Origin of the sequence: Campylobacter concisus (assembly GCF_050447445.1) — a bacterium.
GTDB lineage: Bacteria > Campylobacterota > Campylobacteria > Campylobacterales > Campylobacteraceae > Campylobacter_A > Campylobacter_A concisus_BI.
The window spans coordinates 1,252,762-1,271,996 of record NZ_JALMFW010000001.1; the positions used below are offsets into that span (position 1 = coordinate 1,252,762).

Here is a 19,235-nt window from a genome sequence, read left to right on the forward strand (position 1 = left end):
CTTCTACTCTTTAAATTCTTTCATTTTTTTATTTGACAAAAAGCCATTTATTGTATTAAAGATTTTTAAAATTTTTGATACATTTTCGTACGATTTTACATTTTTTAGCACTTTAAGCAAAATTCTCTGTTTTAGTCTAAGTTTTGAAAAACCAGCTGAGTTTATAATGCTATCAATATCTTCATAAAAAAGATCAAGTGCCTTTACATAGCTACTATTTTTTAGATTTGGTCTCGCCGAAATAGCTGGCATATAGACGCTTTTTATCTTTCTTAGTTCAAGATCAGGCACCATTTCAAGTGCTAAATTTTTGTTTTTTAAAATTGAGATTATATCGTCATAAACAAATTTATGATCCATCACAGCTTTTAGCTTTTCAAAACCAGCAGTGTTGTTATCTCCGATCTTATAATAATAAAATGCCTTATTTAGCTTTACAAGAGTTTTTGAAGTGATAATATTTCTCACTACAGTGTGAAAATCTTCAGCTTGCGTGATCCCAACTGGAAATAAATTTTCTTTTAAAATTTTAGTCCTAATCGCCTTATTTGCCGCATTATGCAAGACTTTGTTGTGCCTTGAGGCTAAAAGCCTTTTTAGATACTCGTTTTTATCGATTATGCCATCATCTTTTGTCTCAAAATCCTTCAAAAGGAGCTTTTTATGACCATAGACCTTACACATATCTGTTATCACTATGTCGGCATCAAATTTTTCTGCGATATCATAAACACTTGAAGCATAATCTTTTTCTACATAGTCATCAGCATCTACGCAGATAGTATATTTCCCACTAGCTAGTAATATACCATCATTTCTAGCAGCACTAACACCGGCATTGCTCTTTGTTTTTAATATTATTTTATCTTTATATTCTTCTAATATCTCTAGCGTATTGTCAGTACTTCCATCATTAATAACTATAATCTCAATATCATCCATGTCTTGAGATATAAGCGAATTTAAACAATCCTTAATGTGCTCTTTTTTGTTAAAAACAGGCACTACAAAGCTTATTTTCACATTAGGCACGATACTTCCTTTTAATTTTTGTTTAATTGTATATTATTTTTAGTTCAGCAATGATAAAATGTCCACTTAAAATTTAAAGGATCTGCATGAAAAACGATATTGTGTCTAAGCTCTACAATCTCTTTTTAGTTATTGTCTTATTTACACTACCAGTAACTGAGGGCTTAAAGCAAATTTCACTTACACTTTTTGTCTTGGCTGGAATTTATATTTGCGTCAAAGAAAAAAAGCAATTTAAATTTGATCTCATAAATATCTCACTCTTTATCTTTGTTTTGGCTACTTTTATAAGCTGCTTGGTAAATGGAGTTTCTGCATCAAGAGCGCTTGATCCGCTAAGGTGTATGCTATTTTTCTTTGTGGCCAGAAGTGTCGGCGTAGAAAAAATAAATTTTAAATTTTTATTTTTTGCCTTATTTGCTGGTTTTATCACTGCATTCATTCCAGCTTGTATAGAAAAATTCACTTCAAATGATCCTTTAGCACTTTTTGAGCTTAAATCAATAGGACACGTAAATCATAGCGCTATTTTTATGCTACTAGTTTTTTGTGTAGCATTAGTTTCGATAAATAGCAAAGAAATTTTTGAAAAGTACATAGGCATAAGTGTTGCCGGATTTTGCGTCCTTGGTATAATGATAGCTGGTTCTAGAGCTGCAATGTATCTTTTGCCAATCATTATTTTTACTTACTTAATTTTTGAAATTTTAAATAAACAGATAAAAATAAAATTTTTATTAGGCTTGATAATTTTCTTTAGTGTAATAGCTATTTCTTATATGTATATATCAACAAATATCACTCAAGATGAAAGATTATATAGTCAACTAACAAAGGGAGTCACTGGATCAGAGACTAGATATCCGATCTTTGCTAGCGCGTTTTATACGTGGTTAGAACACCCTCTATTTGGGATAGGTTCTGGTGAGTTTAAGATCATTGATATAACAAAATATTTTCCAGGCAATGTTGAAGTTCATGTTGGTCACGCACACAATACCTTTTTAACATTTTTAACAGAAAAGGGCATCGTTGCCTTGCTTGCATATTTGGTATTTCAACTATTACTCTTTATAAAATTCATTAAAAATTTTAGACAAAATAGCATAATTTTTCTTGCGCTTTTAATGCTTATGGCTAATAATATAATTTCACTTGCAAACACAACATTTCACCACGAAAATGCACTTTTAATGCTACTATTTTGGGCCCTAGCTTTAAGTGTGATAGATGAAAAATCGACCTTAAAAATTAGCTAACGCTACAACACGCCTCAACCGTTTTAAATTGTATAAAGAAACGGTTGAAGCAAATTTTTTATTTTTTCTTCATCTCCTCAAGCTCTTGTGCAAGAAATTCTCCAGTGTAGCTACCAGTTTTTTTATAGTTTTTAGCTACTTCTTTTACGTTGCCGCACGCTATCACTTTACCGCCTTTTGCGCCGCCTTCTGGCCCCATATCTACGATATAGTCGCAGTTTTTGATAACATCCATATTATGCTCGATCACAAAGACTGAATTTCCAAGATCAACTAGGTGATTTAGCACCTTTACTAGTCTATCAACATCGGCAAAATGAAGTCCTGTCGTTGGCTCATCAAGGATGTAAAGCGTATTTCCAGTGTCGCTTCTACTAAGCTCTTTTGCTAGCTTCACACGTTGCGCCTCGCCACCACTAAGCGTGACTGCATTTTGTCCAAGCGTGATGTAGCCAAGCCCCACGTCTTGCAGTGTCGTAAGCTTTGAAGCGATCTTTGGTACTGCCTTAAAGAACTCAACTGCCTCATCTATACTCATATTTAGCACTTCGGCGATATTTTTGCCTTTGTATAAAATTTCTAATGTTTGAGCGTTATATCTAGCGCCATTGCAAACATCACAAACCACGTTTATATCAGGCAAAAAGTGCATCTCGATCGTGATCTCGCCCTCACCTTGGCACTTCTCACAGCGCCCACCTTTGACATTGAAGCTAAAGCGCCCTATTTTATAGCCTCTAAGCTTGGCCTCTTTAGTCTGCGCAAATAAATTTCTTATCTCATCCATCACGCCAGTATATGTCGCTGGATTTGAGCGTGGAGTACGGCCTATCGGGCTTTGATCGAGGTATATGACCTTGTCTAGATTCTCAAGTCCGCTTAAATTTACCCCAGCTATCTTTTTTACCTTTTTGGCTCTATTTAGCTGCTCCTGCGCCTCTGGAAGCAAGGTCTGAAGTACCAGCGAACTCTTACCAGATCCTGAAACGCCAGTGATACCCACAAGGTTTCTAAGCGGAAATTTAGCGGTTAAATTTGAAATGTTATTGATATTTACATTTGAAATTTCAAGCCACTTCTCAGCTTTTCTATTTTTTTGATAGTTGATCTTTTTCTTACCATTTATATATAAAGCAGTCTGAGTATCTGAGTTTAAAAGCTCTTTTGAGCTACCAGCGAAAACAACGTTACCACCAAATTTACCAGCTCCAGGACCAATATCTACGATAAAATCAGCCTCTTCTATTGTCTTTTTATCATGCTCGACGACGATTACAGAGTTGCCTTTAGCTTGCAAATTTCTAAGCGTCTTTATGAGTTTTAGCGTATCACGCTCGTGTAGGCCGATACTTGGCTCATCAAGCACGTACATGACGCCACTTAGCCCACTTCCTATCTGGCTGGCGATCCTGATGCGCTGTGCCTCGCCACCGCTGATCGTCCTAGCATCACGTCCAAGCGACAAGTAGCCAAGCCCCACGTCATACAAAAAGAAAAGCCTCTCGTTGATCTCTTTTAAGATAGGCTTTGCGATCGCCTTGTCGTAGTCGCTAAGATAGGTAAAATTTTTCTCGTTTGAGAAAAAAGCAGTGCAGTTTTCTATGCTCATATCCAAAATTTCACCAAGCCCAAGGCCAGCGACCTTGACCGCTAAGCTTTGGGGCTTTAGTCTGTGACCGTTACAAGCGTCACAAATTTTCTCACTCATATACTCGTCAAAGTCCTTATAGTCCTTCAAAAGTCCGTGTGAAATTTTAACTACTCCGTCAAATTTTCTAAGTAGCTTGTTCCGCTTCCAAAAAAACGAAACCTCCTTGACGTTGCCGTATAAAACGAGCCTCTTTTCATCTTCACTAAGCTCATAGTATGGCTTTTTGATATCGATCTCATTTTGTTCACAAAAAGCAAGTAAAAATTTATAGTAATAGCTCATGTTATAGCCGTAAAGCAACTTGATCGCGCCGTTTTCTATCGACTTCTCTTCGTCGATGATCTTACTCATATCTAGGCTATATCTTATGCCAAGTCCATCGCAGTGCTCGCAGGCACCCTTTGGCGAGTTAAAGCTAAAGCTTAGCGGCTCAAGTGGAGTAAATGAAATTTTACAATCAAAACAAGCCATGTGCTCGCTGTAATGTATAAAACTCTCTTTTAAGCCCAGCTCATCAGCATTTGCGATCTCTATCTCAACCTCTCCAAAGCTCTCATTTAGTGCCTTTTCTACGTCGCTTGCAAGGCGCTCGTGATTTTGCTCATCAATAGCGATCCTATCAACGATAACCTTTATCGTGTGTTTTTTTGTTTTTGCAAGCTCGATCTCCTCGTCAAGCCTCACTACCACGCCATCTATCTGCGCTCTCACAAAGCCTTTTTGGCGTAAATTTTCGATCAAGTCCGCCCATGTGCCCTTTTTCTCACGAACTAGCGGTGCATAAATGATTACTTTTGCGCCAAGTGGGAGTTTTGAAATTTCATTTATGATATCGCTCGCACTCATTTTTGAGATAGGTTTGCCGCATTTATGGCAGTGCTGCACGCCAACCCTTGCATATAAAAGCCTTAGATAATCATAAATTTCAGTGATCGTGCCAACCGTTGAGCGAGGGTTTTTTGAAGTTGTCTTTTGATCGATCGCAATTGCAGGCGTTAAACCCTCGATCTTATCAACATCAGGCTTGCCCACACGGTCTAAAAACTGCCTAGCGTAGCTACTAAGGCTCTCCATATACCTGCGCTGCCCCTCAGCATAGAGCGTATCAAAGGCTAGCGTGCTCTTGCCGCTGCCACTAAGACCAGTAAAAACTACTAGTTTGTTTTTTGGAATTTCAAGGTTTAAATTTTTAAGATTGTGCTCGCGCGCGCCAGTTATTTTTATAGTATCATTCATTAAATTTATACGACCTTTTTAAAATTTTAATCTGTAAATTTAGTCTAAAAGTGATAAAAGATTTATAAAGTAGTTTTTCTAAAATTTAAGATCGTAGTTAAATTTAAGGGCTTATTTATATCATTTTCAGCTTTTTTTGATATTCTACGCCAAATTTTAACCTAAGGAGAAAAAATGTCTGTAAAAATAACTGATATATGCATAAGCTGTGGTTCATGTATTGATGAATGCCCAGTTTCAGCTATCGTTGATGATAGCGACAACCCAACTGGAGCAGATACATACTATGTTTATTCAAATAAATGCGTTGAGTGCGTAGGCTATAATGATGAGCCAGCCTGTGCATCCGCCTGTCCAACTGACGGTTGTATCGTATGGGACGCTGTTGTAGCAGGACAACCTTCGCGCGATCAGATCGGTGCTGATGCGCGCAATGGCTCTATTCCAGTTATTCAATAAATTTATATTTATAAATTTTTAGGCTCGATTTGAGCCTATTTTATTTTTAAGCTTTATTTGATATAATTGCCAACTTCAATTTAAATAACCTAGATTTAAGGAAAAATTTATGCAAAGAACACTTTCTATTATTAAGCCTGATGCTGTTAAGAAAAATGTTGTTGGAAAAATTATAGATAGATTTGAAAGTAACGGCCTAAGGATCGCAGCTGCAAAGAAAATCAAACTTAGCAAATGCGATGCAAAAGCATTTTACGCTGTTCACAAAGATAGACCTTTCTTCAACGATCTAGTTGAATTTATGGTAAGCGGACCAGTTGTAGTTATGGTTTTAGAGGGCGAAAATGCAGTTGCTAAAAACCGCGAGCTAATGGGTGCAACTAACCCAAAAGAAGCAGCTCCTGGCACTATAAGAGCTGATTTTGCCGATAGTATTGATGCAAATGCAGTTCACGGAAGTGACAGCCTAGAAAATGCTGTGAATGAGATAAATTTCTTCTTTGCTTCAAGAGAAATTTGCTAACTTTAGGTCAAGAAAATTGATTATATCTTTTTCTAAAATAGCAAACAAAGATATAAGCTTTGAGCTAGTAGGAAATGATAATTTAGTTTTTATTGTAATTTTAAAAAGAAAAGACCCTTTTTTGGTAAAATGCCAAGGTAAAATAAAAGGGAATATAAATTATGTTTGCGATCGATGTGGTGAAGTATTTATGCTGCCTATTGATCAAGATGTAGAGCTAAATTTAAGCGATGGTATCTATAAAGATAGCGAAAATGAGCTTAGCGATACGATGGAATTTTTTGATGGCAATATTGATTTAAAAGAAGTCTTTGAGAGTGAGTTAGAAGCTTTTAAGAGTGATTATTTCTATTGTGAAAAATGTAAAAATTTATAAAGGAGAGTAAAAATGGCAGTACCAAAGCGAAGAGTGAGTCATTCTCGTGCAGCAAAACGTAGAACACATTATAAAGTTACACTTCCAGTGCCTGTAAAAGACAAAGATGGTTCTTGGAAAATGCCTCACCGCATAAACAAAACTACAGGTGAATATTAAAATATGATTCGCATTGCTATCGATGCTATGGGTGGTGATTTTGGTGCAGATCCTATAATATCTGGTGTTATTGATGCACTAAAAGAGACAGAATTTAAAGCTGTATTAGTCGGCGATAGCAATGTCATCAAACCACTCATTCCACAGTCTTATTTAAAAAATATCGAATTTTTAGAAGCTAGCGAAGTTATCTCAATGGCAGATGGCGCAACTGATGCGCTTAAAAGAAAAGATAGTACGATCTACAAAGCAATTGAACTCTTAAAAAATAAGGAAGTTGATGCTGTAGTTTCTGCCGGTCATAGTGGTGCAACTATGAGTTTAGCTACCCTAAGAATTGGTAGACTAAAAAATATTTCTCGTCCAGCAATTGCAACACTTATGCCAAATTCAAAAGAATCTGCGACTTTGGTTTTAGATGTTGGTGCAAATGTTGATTGTAGAAGCGAGCATTTGTTTCAATTTGCCATAATGGGTGAAGCCTATGCAAAAGAAATTTTAGGTAGAAAAGAGCCAAAAGTTGGTCTCTTGTCAAATGGCGAAGAAGAGAGCAAAGGCAATGAAGTTAGCAAAGAAGCATTTAAATTAGTTTCTAGACTTGATAGCTTTGTTGGTAATGCAGAAGGTAATCAAATTTTTGATGGTAGTATTGATGTAATGGTTTGTGATGGTTTTATAGGAAATATTCTTTTAAAAACTAGTGAAGGCGTTGCAGATGCAATAGGCAAAATCATCAAAAAACAAATTAAAAAATCACCTCTTGCTATAGCTGGCTCTGTACTCATGAGAAAAGTTTTTAAGACACTTAAAAAGCAGGTTAGCTATGACGAATATGGCGGTGCACCGCTTCTTGGTGTAAATGGTTGTGTTATCATAAGTCACGGCAAAAGCAATTCAAAAGCTATAAAAAATGCAATTTTTCAAGCAGTAAAATTTGCTAATTCAAACATAAATAAAGTTATCGAAGAAGAACTTTCGCACTTTGCAAGGTAAAATATGCCAAAAGCTTCACTGATTTCTATTGCTTCTTACATTCCAGAAAAAATTCTAACAAATTTTGACTTTGAGAAAATGGTTGAAACAAGTGATGAATGGATAGTAAAGCGAACAGGTATCGAGCAAAGGCATATTGCAACTAACGAAACAACAAGTGACCTTGGTACAAAAGCTGGTGAATTAGCCATAAAACGCTCAGGACTTGATAAATCTCAAATCGATGCAATCATCTGTGCTACAATATCTCCAGATCATCTTTGTATGCCATCTACCGCTTGCAAAATAGCTGCAAATTTGGGTTTAAATTATGGAGTTACAGCATTTGATATAAGTGCGGCTTGTACCGGTTTTATTTATCTTTTAGAGCTTGCAAATTCTCTCATTGTTAGCGGTGCCAAAAAAAGCGTATTAATTATCGGAGCCGAAAAATTAAGCTCTATTGTTGACTATACAGATAGAAGCACTTGTATACTATTTGGTGATGGGGCAGGTGCGGCTGTAATTAGTAGTGGCAATGAAAATGAGATCATTGATATTCATACAGCAAGTGACGGCAAGCAAGCTGAACTTTTAATAACTCCAGGATGCGGGAGTGTATTTCCAGCTAGCGAGGAAACACTAAAAAATAGGCTAAATTTTATCCATATGAGTGGAAACGAAGTTTTTAAAATAGCAGTTCAAACACTTAGCAAAAGCGTAATTGAAATTCTACATGCAAATAAAATGCAAAGCGAAGATATTGATTTTTTTATACCTCATCAAGCAAATATAAGAATAATAGACGCAGTAAAAAATAGATTAAATTTTAAAGATGAGCAATGTGTCTTGACTGTTGCTAAATATGGCAATACAAGCTCCGCTTCAATTCCGATGGCTATAAATGATGCCTATGAAGACGGCCGTATCAAAAATGGTTCAGTTTTGCTTCTTGACGCATTTGGTGGCGGCTTTACATGGGGATCAGCGATACTAAAATTTGGCGGAAAAAATTTTAGTGATTTATGACAATCACAATAATCCATTTTCTAAATTTTTAGCAACGCTTTTACTGACTTCTTTCAAATACTCTTATCAATAAATTTTTAAAAATTCAAATTTTTACAACTTTTAACAAAATCCATTTTTTATTTTTTCCAATAACACTAAATTTACTAAATAAAAATTTCTAAAATATGTTTAAACTAAATTTAATTTTGAATAGATATAATTTCGCAATCAATAAAATTTATTATTAAGGAGAACAAATGTTAGTAACAAAAAAAGCACCTGATTTTACAGCTGCAGCGGTTTTAGGAAACAATCAAATTGTAAATGATTTTAATCTTTATAAAAATATTGGCGAGAAAGGCGCAGTTGTATTTTTCTATCCAATGGATTTTACTTTTGTTTGCCCAAGCGAAATTATCGCATTTGACAAAAGATATGACGAGTTCAAGTCACGTGGTATCGAAGTTATCGCAGTTTCATGCGATAACCAATTTTCACATTTTGCATGGAAAGAGACTCCAGTAAATAAAGGCGGTATTGGCAAAGTTCGCTTCCCTATCGTAGCTGATATGACAAAATCAATCGCTCGCGGATTTGACGTACTTCTAGAAGATGCTGGTGTAGCACTTCGTGGCTCATTCTTACTAGACAAAGATGGCACTGTTCGCCATGCAGTTATCAACGATCTTCCACTTGGCAGGAATATCGATGAGATGATAAGAATGGTTGATACTATGCTATTTACAAATGAGCACGGCGAAGTTTGCCCAGCTGGCTGGAATAAAGGTGATGCTGGCATGAAACCAAGCACTGAAGGTGTTGCTGACTACCTTTCACATAACGAAGGCAAACTATAATCAACAGAAATTTCTAGGTATCTTTTACCTAGAAATTTCTCCTCCAAATAAATTTAAATACTTTTTTAATATAACTTTTTATATCATAGCCTTGGCTTTAATCAATAACATTCCGGAGACTACATGGATTTTAAAGGCAGGCAAGAGCTTGTAATAAACTGCGAAGACAGCATACTTAAATTAAGAGATAAATTTATTGATGACGGTATCAAATTTTGTAGACAGCTAACATTTATCGTACCGCACGATCAGGTAAAAATTTGTCTTGAAAACATCTTTGATACACTGCTTATTCAAAAGCCAAATGCTACGCAGCTACAAGATGATTTAAATAATCTAATACCAAAATCAAACGCAAGAGATGAATTAATAAATTTCCTACTTTTAAATTTGACTTTAAATTTTAGTCACTCTTGCGACAATAGCACTTTCGTAGGTTATTTCGTAAATGCTGTTTCAAGAATCAAAGAAATTTTATGTGACGTTAAAGACCAGCAAGAAACAAATGTAAAAGACATGATCGAAACCGGAACATTTTTTTATGAAGATCCGATCAATACATTCACTCGCATGAAAAAAGCCAAGGTAAGGCCAGAGCTTTTAAATTTATATGATGGATTAAATATAAAATATGAGGCTGAAATTTTAGAAGTTAAAGAAGATAGTGTCGTTTTTCGCGTGGATATGATGCAAATTTTAGCTATGAAACAAGACGGCAAAGGTTTTATTTTGCCAAATAGCTTTTTCTCAAAGCCACTATGTGCTGATATTGTTAATTACAATATAGTTAATAAAGGCGTCACTCTTTCAAACTTCTTACGAAATACGACGATGTACGCATATAAAAGAAAATTCCAACGTATCTTGCCAAATCGTTTTACCAAAGCTATTATCAAAGGCAAGCAAGACAAGATCGAAGGTAGCCTTTATGATGTTTCTGAAGGCGGCATAAGCGTATTAAGCCCTCAAACTACAAATTTTCAAGATGGAGAAGAACTAGAAGCGACCTTTGAAATCTTGATCGCACCAGATAAAGTAAAAAACGTGACTTTAAAGCTAAGACTTGTTACAGAGCTGGCATATAAAGGCTACATCAGATACTGCATGAAGCTTATCGATGATGATGAAACGATAAAAGATTTTACGCAAAAGCGCATAAAAGAGACACTTGACGAGCTTCGCTCACGTATAAATTTATACGAATAAGGCAGCTAGTGAAAACAATACAAGAAAATTTAAAACTTTTTTATATCGGACTAAAAGACAAAGAGCCATTTTTTTATAAAAATAAGGATCTAACCACCCACGCAGCTATCATAGGTATGACAGGTAGCGGTAAAACAGGCCTTGGTATCACGCTTTTAGAAGAGGCATGTATAGACAATATCCCTTCTATCATCATCGATCCAAAGGGCGACATCACAAATTTAGCCCTAACCTTTCCACAGATGAGGCCGGAGGATTTTTTACCATACATAGATGAAGTAGAAGCAGCTAATAAAGGTCAAAGCGTAGAGGAATTTGCCGCTGCTCAAGCCGAACTATGGAGAAACGGCATAGAGTCAAGCTTTCAAGATATTGAGCGAGTAAAAATTTTAAAAGAAAGCGCTAGCTTTAACATCTACACACCAAAAAGCTCAGCTGGTATAGGCGTGGCGCTACTTAGTGATTTTGCCTGTCCAAATATCAATGACGAAGAAATTTTTAGCAACTATATAAATTCGCTTGCAGCCTCGGTATTACCTCTTATTGGTATAAATTCTGAGAACATGAACTCAAAAGAACAGCTTCTCATCTCAACCATATTTGAGACTAAATTTAAAGAGCAAAAAGACGTCAGCATCGAAGAGCTAATAAATTTTATCGCAAATCCGCCTTTTAAAAAGATAGGCGTTTTTGACGTCGATCCCTTCTATCCAAGCAGTGAGCGCCTAAAGCTTGCCATGAAGATAAACGCTCTCATCGCAAGCCCAAGCTTTAAAGGCTGGACTCAAGGCGTTAGACTAGAAATTTCAAAGATGCTATTTGATGAAAACGGCAGAGCAAAGTGCAATATCTTTACAATCTCACACCTAAATGATGCTGAGAGGATGTTTTTTGTCACCCTTTTGCTAAACGAGATCATCGCGTGGATGCGCGGCACCAAGGGCACAAGCTCACTTAGAGCGATCCTATATATGGACGAAATTTTTGGATTTTTCCCACCAAACGCAAACCCACCATCAAAAACGCCTATGCTCACACTTTTAAAGCAAGCCCGTGCATTTGGTCTTGGCTGCGTCTTAAGCACGCAAAACCCAGTAGATCTTGACTACAAAGGCCTTAGCAACATCGGCACTTGGTTCATCGGCCGCCTCCAAACAGCCCAGGACAAAGCCCGTGTGATCGACGGACTAAGTGGTATCTCTGGCTCAAGCTTAGATAAAGCCTCGCTTGAAAATCTCATATCAAATTTAGCCAAAAGAAATTTCTTACTCAAAAATATAAATGAGGACGGCCTAAACGTCATCTCCACGCGCTGGGCACTTAGCTATCTAAAAGGCCCACTTAGCCGCGAACAAATTTCAAATTTGATGAAAAAGCAAAAAGAAAATTTATCTGATACAAGGATCGATAAAAGCGAGATGAAATTTAGCATAAAGCCCATAATCTCAAATGAAATTACGCAACTTTATGCTAACTCAAAAAGCCTAACGCCAAATTTATTTGCAAGCGCAAAGATAAGAATTTATGACACCAAAAAAGGTATCGATAGCGTTTATGAAGTAAGCTATCTTTATGAACTAAACGAAAATGACAATGAGCCAAACTGGGATGAGGCTAGCGAAGGCTTGCATGTTGATGTAAGCAAAAATGAACCAAGTGACGCAAGCTTTGCAGCTGTGCCAAATTTTATTTTAAAAGCTAAAAATTTTGACAATATCCAAAAAGATTTTAAAGAGTATCTGTATAGAAATTTTAAATTTAATACCTTTGAAGCATTAGGAATTTATTCAAAAAATAATGAAATAAAGGAGCAGTTTTATATCAGGCTTCAAGATAAGTGCAATGAAATTTTAGAAGAACAAACCGCAAAACTCACAGCAAAATTTGAAAAAGAGCGAAAAAGCTTACAAGACAAGCTAAACAAGGCTCTAGCAAAGCTTGATAAAGAGCAAAAAGAGATGACCACAAGTGGGCTTGATGCTGCCATAAATATAGGCGCTAGCATACTGGGAGCGATATTTGGCAACAAGCTTTTATCTCGTCAAAATGCGGGTAAAATCGCATCGAGTGCAAGAAGCGCAAATAGAGTCTTGAAAGAGCGAAGTGACGTCAAGCTTAGCGAGCAAAGCGTAAATGACATAAATTTAGCCATTAGCGAACTTGAAGAAAAATTTGAAAAAGAAAGCGACGAGCTAAAAAAAGCAAATGATATAAAAAATATCGCTATAAATGAAATACAAATTTCACCAAAGAAAAGCGATATCTATGACGAGAAAGTCGTGCTTTTATGGAGATGATTTATAAAATAATTAGTATTTTTTTACTATCATTTCTGTTAAATTTAAAAGGTAAAATATGCAAAATTTAATACTTTATGCCATTAGTTATTTACTTGGAAGCATTCCATCTGGCCTCATTCTTGCAAAAATTTTTGGGCATGTCGATATAAAAAACGAAGGTAGTAAGAGCATCGGTGCGACAAATGTTTTAAGAGTTTTAAAACAAAAAGATCCAAAATTAGCCAAAAAACTAGCCATTTTAACGATAGTTTGTGATGTTTTAAAAGGAGTTTTGCCACTTATTGTCGCTTCATATTTAGGAGCTAGCCAAAGTGTACTTTGGACTATGGCGGTTTTAAGCGTGGCTGGACATTGTTTTTCTATATTTTTGGGCTTTCAAGGCGGCAAAGGAGTCGCAACTGGAGCTGGAGTGATCGCATTTTTCTTACCAGTTGAGATCATTATTGCTCTAGCTGTTTGGTTTGTGGTCGGAAAATTTTTAAAAATTAGCTCTCTTGCTTCACTTTGTGCGTTGATAGCTCTGATTGCATCAAGCTTTATAATCCACCCGGATTTAGATGAAATTTATACACACGCTCCGATACTAATCATCGCATTTTTGGTGGTTTATAAACATATACCAAATATCGTTCGTTTAATATCCGGTAAGGAGAAAAAAGTCGTATGAAAAGCGAGATGACGACGATCATTAAAGATTATAAATTTGAAACGATCATCGGAATGCTTGATTTTGAGCGAGTCGCTAAGCAAGAGGTGCAAATGAATCTAGAAATTTGTTCAACTAGTTTTATTGATTATGTTTTAATTATTGACTTTGTTAAAAATTTTTATAATGAAAGACAGTTCCAAAGCGTTGAAGAGTCGCTTGAAGAAACTAGCAAAGCGTTAAAAGAGAAATTTAGCTCACTAACTAGCCTTAAAATGGAAATTTTAAAAACTGAAATTTTACCAAATGCAGTTGTTGGAGCAAAAATAAACACTATTTTTTAAAAATTTATTAAACTATCTTGAAATATTGCTTAATTTATGATACAATCGCCCATAAATTTTAGTTTAAGGAAGCAAAATGCGTATTTTAATAGTTGAAGATGAAGTGACGCTAAATAAGACGATTGCTGAGGGCTTGCAAGAGTTTGGCTATCAAACTGATAGCTCTGAAAATTTTAAAGATGCTGAGTACTATATAGGCATCAGAAATTACGATCTAGTTTTGACAGATTGGATGCTTCAAGATGGTGATGGCATAGATCTTATAAACATCATCAAACATAAATCTCCACGCACTTCAGTTGTAGTTCTTTCTGCAAAAGATGACAAAGAAAGCGAAATAAAAGCACTTAGAGCTGGTGCTGATGACTATATCAAAAAACCATTTGATTTTGACATCTTAGTAGCTAGACTTGAAGCTAGACTACGCTTTGGCGGCACAAATATTATAAAAATTGACGAGCTTATCATCAATCCAGATGAGGAGAAAATCACATATTTGGGTCGTGATATTGAGCTTAAGGGCAAACCTTTTGAAGTCCTAACTCATCTTGCAAGACACTCAGATCAGATCGTATCTAAAGAGCAACTGCTTGATGCTATCTGGGAAGAGCCAGAGCTTGTAACTCCAAACGTCATTGAAGTCGCTATCAACCAAATCCGCCAAAAAATGGATAAACCGCTAAATATTTCAACAATTGAAACTGTTAGAAGACGCGGATATAGATTTTGTTTTCCCAAAAAAGCCTAAGGAATAGATTTATACTACAATTAGCATCTGGTGCTATGATGCTAATTGTAGTTATTTCGGTAATGCTTTATCACTATATAAGGGTTACCGTTTTTCAAAGTGTAGTTAATGAGCTAAACTATCAAGCAGAAGCTTATAAAAAAAATCCTCAGAATTTCAATCCTTTAAATTCAAAAACATTTACGATAGAAAACCCAAACAAAACCCTAGCAACGATAAAAACAGACGAGCCACAAGATAAAGAAACATATATCGTAACACAAAAATCAAAGGATCAAAGTAAAACTATTTTAATAACAAAACTTGATGAAAGCAGTTATTTAAGCCTAGAAAAAGATACTACACTTCAAGCTCATATAGTAGAAGAAATTTTTATAGATATTATAATCGTAAATGTGTCAGCGATACTTTTGGTGCTTTTTTATGCACTATTTTTATCAAGAATGCTTTTAATACCTATAAAAATTTTAAGTCACAAGCTTACAAATTTAGACGAAAAATTTCTTCATGAGATAGATATAAAAAGTCTACCAGATGAGTTTTTACCACTTGGGCAGAGCATAAATAGGCTAATCTCTCGAATCCAAACATTTGTCTTATATCAAAAAGAACTTTTTGTAGGCGTGGCACATGAGTTAAAAACACCGCTGGCTGTAATGAAAACAAAAAATGAAGTTACGCTTTTAAAACCACGCGAGAGTGAAAAATATATCGAAGCTCTAAAATCAAACAATGAAGCTATAAACGGCATGAACGCGATGATAAGTTCTGTGCTTGAGATCGGCCGCCAAGAGGGAGCTCAGTTTGAAGAGCCAGTAAATACCGATGTTATAGGATTTTTAAAAAAACTTGCAAAAAACTATGAGATACTTGCAAAAAATGATGGAAAAAATATAAAACTAGACCTAAAACCAGAAATTTTAAATCTAAAAATACAAACTAGCTTGCTAACTCACATTGTGCAAAATTTTGTTCAAAATGCCATTAAATTTTCACCAAAAAATAGCACCATTACGATTAGCTCTAAGCTTATAAAAAATAAATTTATCATCGAAGTAATAGATGAAGGAATAGGCATCGATGAGAGCAAAGATTTGTTTGCTCCGTTTAAAAGATACGGCAACAAAGGTGGTGCTGGGCTTGGGTTGTTTCTAGCTAAAGGTGCAGCGCAGGCTCTTGGTGGCGAAGTAGATATTAAAAATAGAAACGATAGAAGCGGTGCAGTCGCAAGCCTAGTTTTAAATATAAAAGGATAAAAATGGCAAAGAGAACCGCAGTAATCGACCTTGGCTCAAATTCTATGCGAATGGCGATATTTGAAAGAACGTCACGCTTAGCGTTTTTTATACTAGCTGAATATAAAACAAAAGTGCGTCTAGGCGAAGGTGGATATGGCTCAAACAATGAAATATCCGAAAGCTCAATGGGAAAAGCACTAAAGGCCTTTAGCGAATTTTCAAATATCATAAAAAGCTACAAATGCAATAAAGTCTTATGTGTTGGTACTTCAGCGCTTAGGGACGCTCCAAACGCAAATGTTTTGATCTCTCTTTTAAGAAAAAAACTTGGCATAAATTTAAAAGTCATAGACGGCAAAGAAGAGGCTACTTTTGGTGCTATCGCGGCCAAGAATTTACTCCATAACATCGCTGAATGCGTCACTATTGATATCGGTGGCGGATCAACTGAGCTTGCCAGAATAAGCAAAGGCAAAATAATAGATACGCTCTCACTTGATATTGGCACAGTTAGGTTAAAAGAGCTTTTTTTTGATAAAAAAAACTTAAATAAATTGCCAAAATTTCTAGAGCAAGTTACAAAACAGATAGATGAGCGATTTAAATGCCAAAATATAATCGCTATTGGAGGCTCTCTTAGAGCGATATCATCTGCCATAATGAGCAAAAATTTATATCCGCTCTCATCACTGCATGGCTTTTGCTACAAGCTTGGCGACGAGCAAGCCTACATCGAGAGCATTGCAAATGTTAACGTGCTTGAGCTAAATAAATTTCCTATAAAAAAAGATAGATACGACACCATTAGAGAGGGTGCACATATCTTTTTGGCCCTCGCCAAAGCTCTAAATGCCAAAAATATTATAACAAGTGGAGTTGGCGTAAGAGAGGGAGTGTTCTTAAAAGATTTTTTACGCCCTAGCCTTAAATTTCCGCAAAATTTTAATCCAAGTATCAAAAGTTTGCAAGATCGTTTTATATTATCATGCAATAAATCGGTCACGAGATATGCAAAAGATATATTTATGGTATTAAAAAAGCTTCATGGTCTAAGCGATAACTATCTTGAAGTGCTTTTAGTTGCTGCAAAACTTCACAATGTCGGTCAAGAGATTGGCTTTTATGGTGATCATAAAAACTCAGCCTATATAGTCTTAAATGCCTTAAATTATGGCTTTTCGCATGAACAAAAAGCATTGATTGCAGTAGTAATTGGCACAAACGGAAAGAAAAATATATATGAATTTGAACGGTATAAAAATTTACTTCCAAAAGCCGAGTGTATAAGATGGCTGAGTTTTATACTCTCACTTGCAAAGGCACTTGATCTAACCTGTGAAAGGCTAAATTTAAACTTCGAATTTAGTGGACACACGCTAAAAATAGAAGGCGCAAAAGAATTTGCTATGGCAAAAGAAGAGATAAAAAAGATCACAAAACCTGAAATTTTTGCTATTTCGTTTGTATAAATTTTGAAACTAGCTTTAACGCATAAAAATTTTAAGCATACAAGGTTAAAAATTTACTCAGAATAAGACCTGATTATTGGATGAGAATTTTAGCTAAAACTACTAAAATTCTCCGCTCATTTTATCTTTATAGTTATTTAAGCTATTTTTTCGCTCTTCTAAAAATGAACTTAGCTTTTTCTTGTTCTCTTCAAAAAATATAGCAAAATCTTGCTCGTTTTGTATCTTGTCTTCACCAAAGCTATCAAGCATTACATTTGAGCTACCAACTATCACTAAATAACGTCTATTTTCATAGCTTAATAGCATTAGTTTATTAGTGCGATCAAGATATTTTTCATAGATGATATTTACGCCACTATTTTGATTTTTAAGTAGCCAGTTCATTGATTTTGTATCATTTTGAGACTGATTTCTAGGTGTTTTAAACCCGCTAAAATCATTACTCTTTGAAGTAATATATCTTTTAAATACATATAAAAATACAAGAAGCGCAATAAGCACACTTAAGACTATAAAATACCTTGAGTCTATATTCAGCATAGGCTCTTCATCTATCTTTGGTGTGCTAGGAGTCTCTATTTTTGCACTAGCTTGAGGCATATTTTGTATTTGAGGTTTTGTATTTTTTAGAGTTACACGAATACGAAGTCCAAAACTATCAGTCGTCTTTGATGCATTTACGATAATAGCGTCGTTTGAGCGCAAATTTAAGACAAGTGAGTTTTGCTTTGGCTCTATCTCAAGTTCTTGAATAATCTTTGAGTTTATATCTTTACTAGCACTTTGATCGTAATTTAGCGAATTTAATATCAAAGACGTTGTGTCATTTTCGCGCTTTTGAAAGATATTTCCTTCATAAGGCGCATCAAAGCTAAGCATAATATCGACTCTATCAGCACGTTCATAGATATTGTAAGTTAATAGGTTTGAAGCTAAAATTTGAGTTATAAAAAGTAAGAAAAATAGTATAAATTTCATAAAAGTTCTTTTTTGAAGTACTGAATAACTGACTTTGAATCCAAAATTTCATTTATCCTGATGGCTAAATTTTTCTCATAAACCATTACTTCACCTTTTCCAAAAATTCTATTATTTATATATAGCTCCACGCTCTCACCAGCTGGCTTTTCAAGGTCTATGACCGAACCAGCTTCAAATTTCAAAAGCTCATTTATGCTAACCGTGGTAGTTCCTAGCTCAGCTATAAAATCAACGCTTATATCCATAAGCTCATCATAGCTCTTAAAAAGTCCTAGCTGCTCTAGCGTCTCTATCGCACTCTCGTCGTTCATTGTATGTCGTAGCCTATTTGAAATGTTCTATTTTTTATTTTATATACAAATTTCTCTTTTAGCTTGATGCCAAAATTTTCAACTTCGCCTAAAAATTCAGGAGTTCCAAGTTTATAAGCATTTGGCTCTTTTTCATTTAGTAAATTTTTAGCTTTGCCAATGATCTGATTTGCTATCTCTTTACAAAGATCGTCCAGATCACCACCATCAACATCCTCGTGACCAAAAAAGGCATTCATGAAAATTTTCAAAGTATCTTTTTTAAAAAATAGGTAAAAATGATACTCGCTTTTGCCCTTATAGACTGGTATGCTAGCTCCGTAAAATCCTTTGCCTAGACTCTTGCCAAACTCTAAATCTAGCCCTAAAGTATCCTTGCAAAGATAGCTTGTAGCTTCATCTATAACTTTTCTCATATCTCTTCCTTAAGACTTGAAATGCATTTTCAATTATA

Annotated in this window: 20 protein-coding genes; 15 read left to right on the forward strand and 5 right to left on the reverse strand. The window is 35.3% G+C overall.

The window, feature by feature from the left end; translation table 11 throughout:
- Window positions 1-3: 3 nt before the first annotated feature.
- Entirely contained in the window at window positions 4-1,032 is a 1,029-nt protein-coding gene (locus MTT30_RS06450; RefSeq protein ID WP_429801396.1) for a glycosyltransferase family 2 protein, read from the reverse strand.
- An 86-nt stretch (window positions 1,033-1,118) separates the two neighbouring features.
- Between MTT30_RS06450 and MTT30_RS06455 the strand changes: the two genes are divergently transcribed.
- Window positions 1,119-2,291, forward strand: a complete 1,173-nt coding sequence (locus MTT30_RS06455) for an O-antigen ligase family protein (RefSeq protein ID WP_429801397.1) — start codon at window positions 1,119-1,121, stop codon at window positions 2,289-2,291.
- Window positions 2,292-2,349: 58 nt separating this feature from the next.
- Here MTT30_RS06455 and uvrA read toward each other — a convergent pair whose 3' ends face one another.
- Window positions 2,350-5,178: an excinuclease ABC subunit UvrA gene (uvrA, locus tag MTT30_RS06460; protein ID WP_429801398.1), complete on the reverse strand. Its 2,829-nt coding sequence runs from the start codon at window positions 5,176-5,178 to the stop codon at window positions 2,350-2,352.
- Window positions 5,179-5,352: 174 nt separating this feature from the next.
- Here uvrA and MTT30_RS06465 point away from each other — a divergent pair, with 174 nt between their 5' ends.
- The 14 genes from MTT30_RS06465 (at window position 5,353) to MTT30_RS06530 (ending at window position 17,486) form a co-directional block, all read left to right on the forward strand.
- Complete coding sequence (locus MTT30_RS06465; RefSeq protein ID WP_021091598.1) at window positions 5,353-5,637, forward strand: NADH-quinone oxidoreductase subunit I; 285 nt, start codon at window positions 5,353-5,355, stop codon at window positions 5,635-5,637.
- A gap of 109 nt (window positions 5,638-5,746) precedes the next feature.
- Window positions 5,747-6,160 carry a nucleoside-diphosphate kinase gene (gene ndk, locus MTT30_RS06470; protein ID WP_087584078.1) on the forward strand — a complete coding sequence of 138 codons (414 nt, stop codon included), beginning with the start codon at window positions 5,747-5,749 and terminating at the stop codon, window positions 6,158-6,160.
- Window positions 6,161-6,176: 16 nt separating this feature from the next.
- A complete protein-coding gene (locus tag MTT30_RS06475; protein ID WP_429801399.1) occupies window positions 6,177-6,536 on the forward strand; it encodes a hypothetical protein in 360 nt (119 codons plus the stop codon).
- A gap of 12 nt (window positions 6,537-6,548) precedes the next feature.
- Entirely contained in the window at window positions 6,549-6,695 is a 147-nt protein-coding gene (rpmF, locus tag MTT30_RS06480) for a 50S ribosomal protein L32 (RefSeq protein ID WP_002942540.1), read from the forward strand.
- A gap of 3 nt (window positions 6,696-6,698) precedes the next feature.
- Window positions 6,699-7,688, forward strand: a complete 990-nt coding sequence (plsX, locus tag MTT30_RS06485) for a phosphate acyltransferase PlsX (protein ID WP_429801400.1) — start codon at window positions 6,699-6,701, stop codon at window positions 7,686-7,688.
- Window positions 7,689-7,691: 3 nt separating this feature from the next.
- On the forward strand, window positions 7,692-8,696 hold the full coding sequence (locus tag MTT30_RS06490; RefSeq protein WP_429801401.1) for a beta-ketoacyl-ACP synthase III: 1,005 nt from the start codon (window positions 7,692-7,694) through the stop codon (window positions 8,694-8,696).
- Between the two features lie 239 nt (window positions 8,697-8,935).
- Entirely contained in the window at window positions 8,936-9,535 is a 600-nt protein-coding gene (locus MTT30_RS06495; RefSeq protein ID WP_021091673.1) for a peroxiredoxin, read from the forward strand.
- A 123-nt stretch (window positions 9,536-9,658) separates the two neighbouring features.
- Window positions 9,659-10,741: a PilZ domain-containing protein gene (locus MTT30_RS06500; RefSeq protein ID WP_429801402.1), complete on the forward strand. Its 1,083-nt coding sequence runs from the start codon at window positions 9,659-9,661 to the stop codon at window positions 10,739-10,741.
- Between the two features lie 8 nt (window positions 10,742-10,749).
- Window positions 10,750-13,038 carry a helicase HerA domain-containing protein gene (locus MTT30_RS06505; protein WP_429801403.1) on the forward strand — a complete coding sequence of 763 codons (2,289 nt, stop codon included), beginning with the start codon at window positions 10,750-10,752 and terminating at the stop codon, window positions 13,036-13,038.
- 58 nt (window positions 13,039-13,096) lie between these two features.
- Window positions 13,097-13,708, forward strand: a complete 612-nt coding sequence (gene plsY, locus MTT30_RS06510; protein ID WP_429801404.1) for a glycerol-3-phosphate 1-O-acyltransferase PlsY — start codon at window positions 13,097-13,099, stop codon at window positions 13,706-13,708.
- Window positions 13,705-14,031: a dihydroneopterin aldolase gene (locus tag MTT30_RS06515; protein WP_021091633.1), complete on the forward strand. Its 327-nt coding sequence runs from the start codon at window positions 13,705-13,707 to the stop codon at window positions 14,029-14,031. Before plsY ends, MTT30_RS06515 begins: the two co-directional genes overlap by 4 nt.
- 76 nt (window positions 14,032-14,107) lie before the next feature.
- Entirely contained in the window at window positions 14,108-14,779 is a 672-nt protein-coding gene (hsrA, locus tag MTT30_RS06520; RefSeq protein WP_021091657.1) for a homeostatic response regulator transcription factor HsrA, read from the forward strand.
- 38 nt (window positions 14,780-14,817) lie between these two features.
- The gene (locus MTT30_RS06525) at window positions 14,818-16,035 is read left to right on the forward strand and encodes a sensor histidine kinase (protein WP_429801405.1); all 1,218 of its coding nucleotides are present in this window, start codon (window positions 14,818-14,820) and stop codon (window positions 16,033-16,035) included.
- Window positions 16,036-16,037: 2 nt separating this feature from the next.
- The gene (locus MTT30_RS06530; RefSeq protein ID WP_429801406.1) at window positions 16,038-17,486 is read left to right on the forward strand and encodes a Ppx/GppA phosphatase family protein; all 1,449 of its coding nucleotides are present in this window, start codon (window positions 16,038-16,040) and stop codon (window positions 17,484-17,486) included.
- A gap of 102 nt (window positions 17,487-17,588) precedes the next feature.
- Here the strand turns inward: MTT30_RS06530 and MTT30_RS06535 are convergent, their stop codons facing one another.
- Genes MTT30_RS06535 through MTT30_RS06545 form a run of 3 tightly spaced genes read right to left on the reverse strand, consistent with a single transcriptional unit; the run spans window position 17,589 to window position 19,197 of the window.
- Window positions 17,589-18,467: an excinuclease ABC subunit A gene (locus tag MTT30_RS06535; protein ID WP_429801407.1), complete on the reverse strand. Its 879-nt coding sequence runs from the start codon at window positions 18,465-18,467 to the stop codon at window positions 17,589-17,591.
- Window positions 18,464-18,781, reverse strand: a complete 318-nt coding sequence (gene fliN / locus MTT30_RS06540; protein WP_021091807.1) for a flagellar motor switch protein FliN — start codon at window positions 18,779-18,781, stop codon at window positions 18,464-18,466. Before fliN ends, MTT30_RS06535 begins: the two co-directional genes overlap by 4 nt.
- Complete coding sequence (locus MTT30_RS06545; protein ID WP_084041241.1) at window positions 18,778-19,197, reverse strand: chemotaxis protein CheX; 420 nt, start codon at window positions 19,195-19,197, stop codon at window positions 18,778-18,780. Before MTT30_RS06545 ends, fliN begins: the two co-directional genes overlap by 4 nt.
- Window positions 19,198-19,235: the final 38 nt, after the last annotated feature.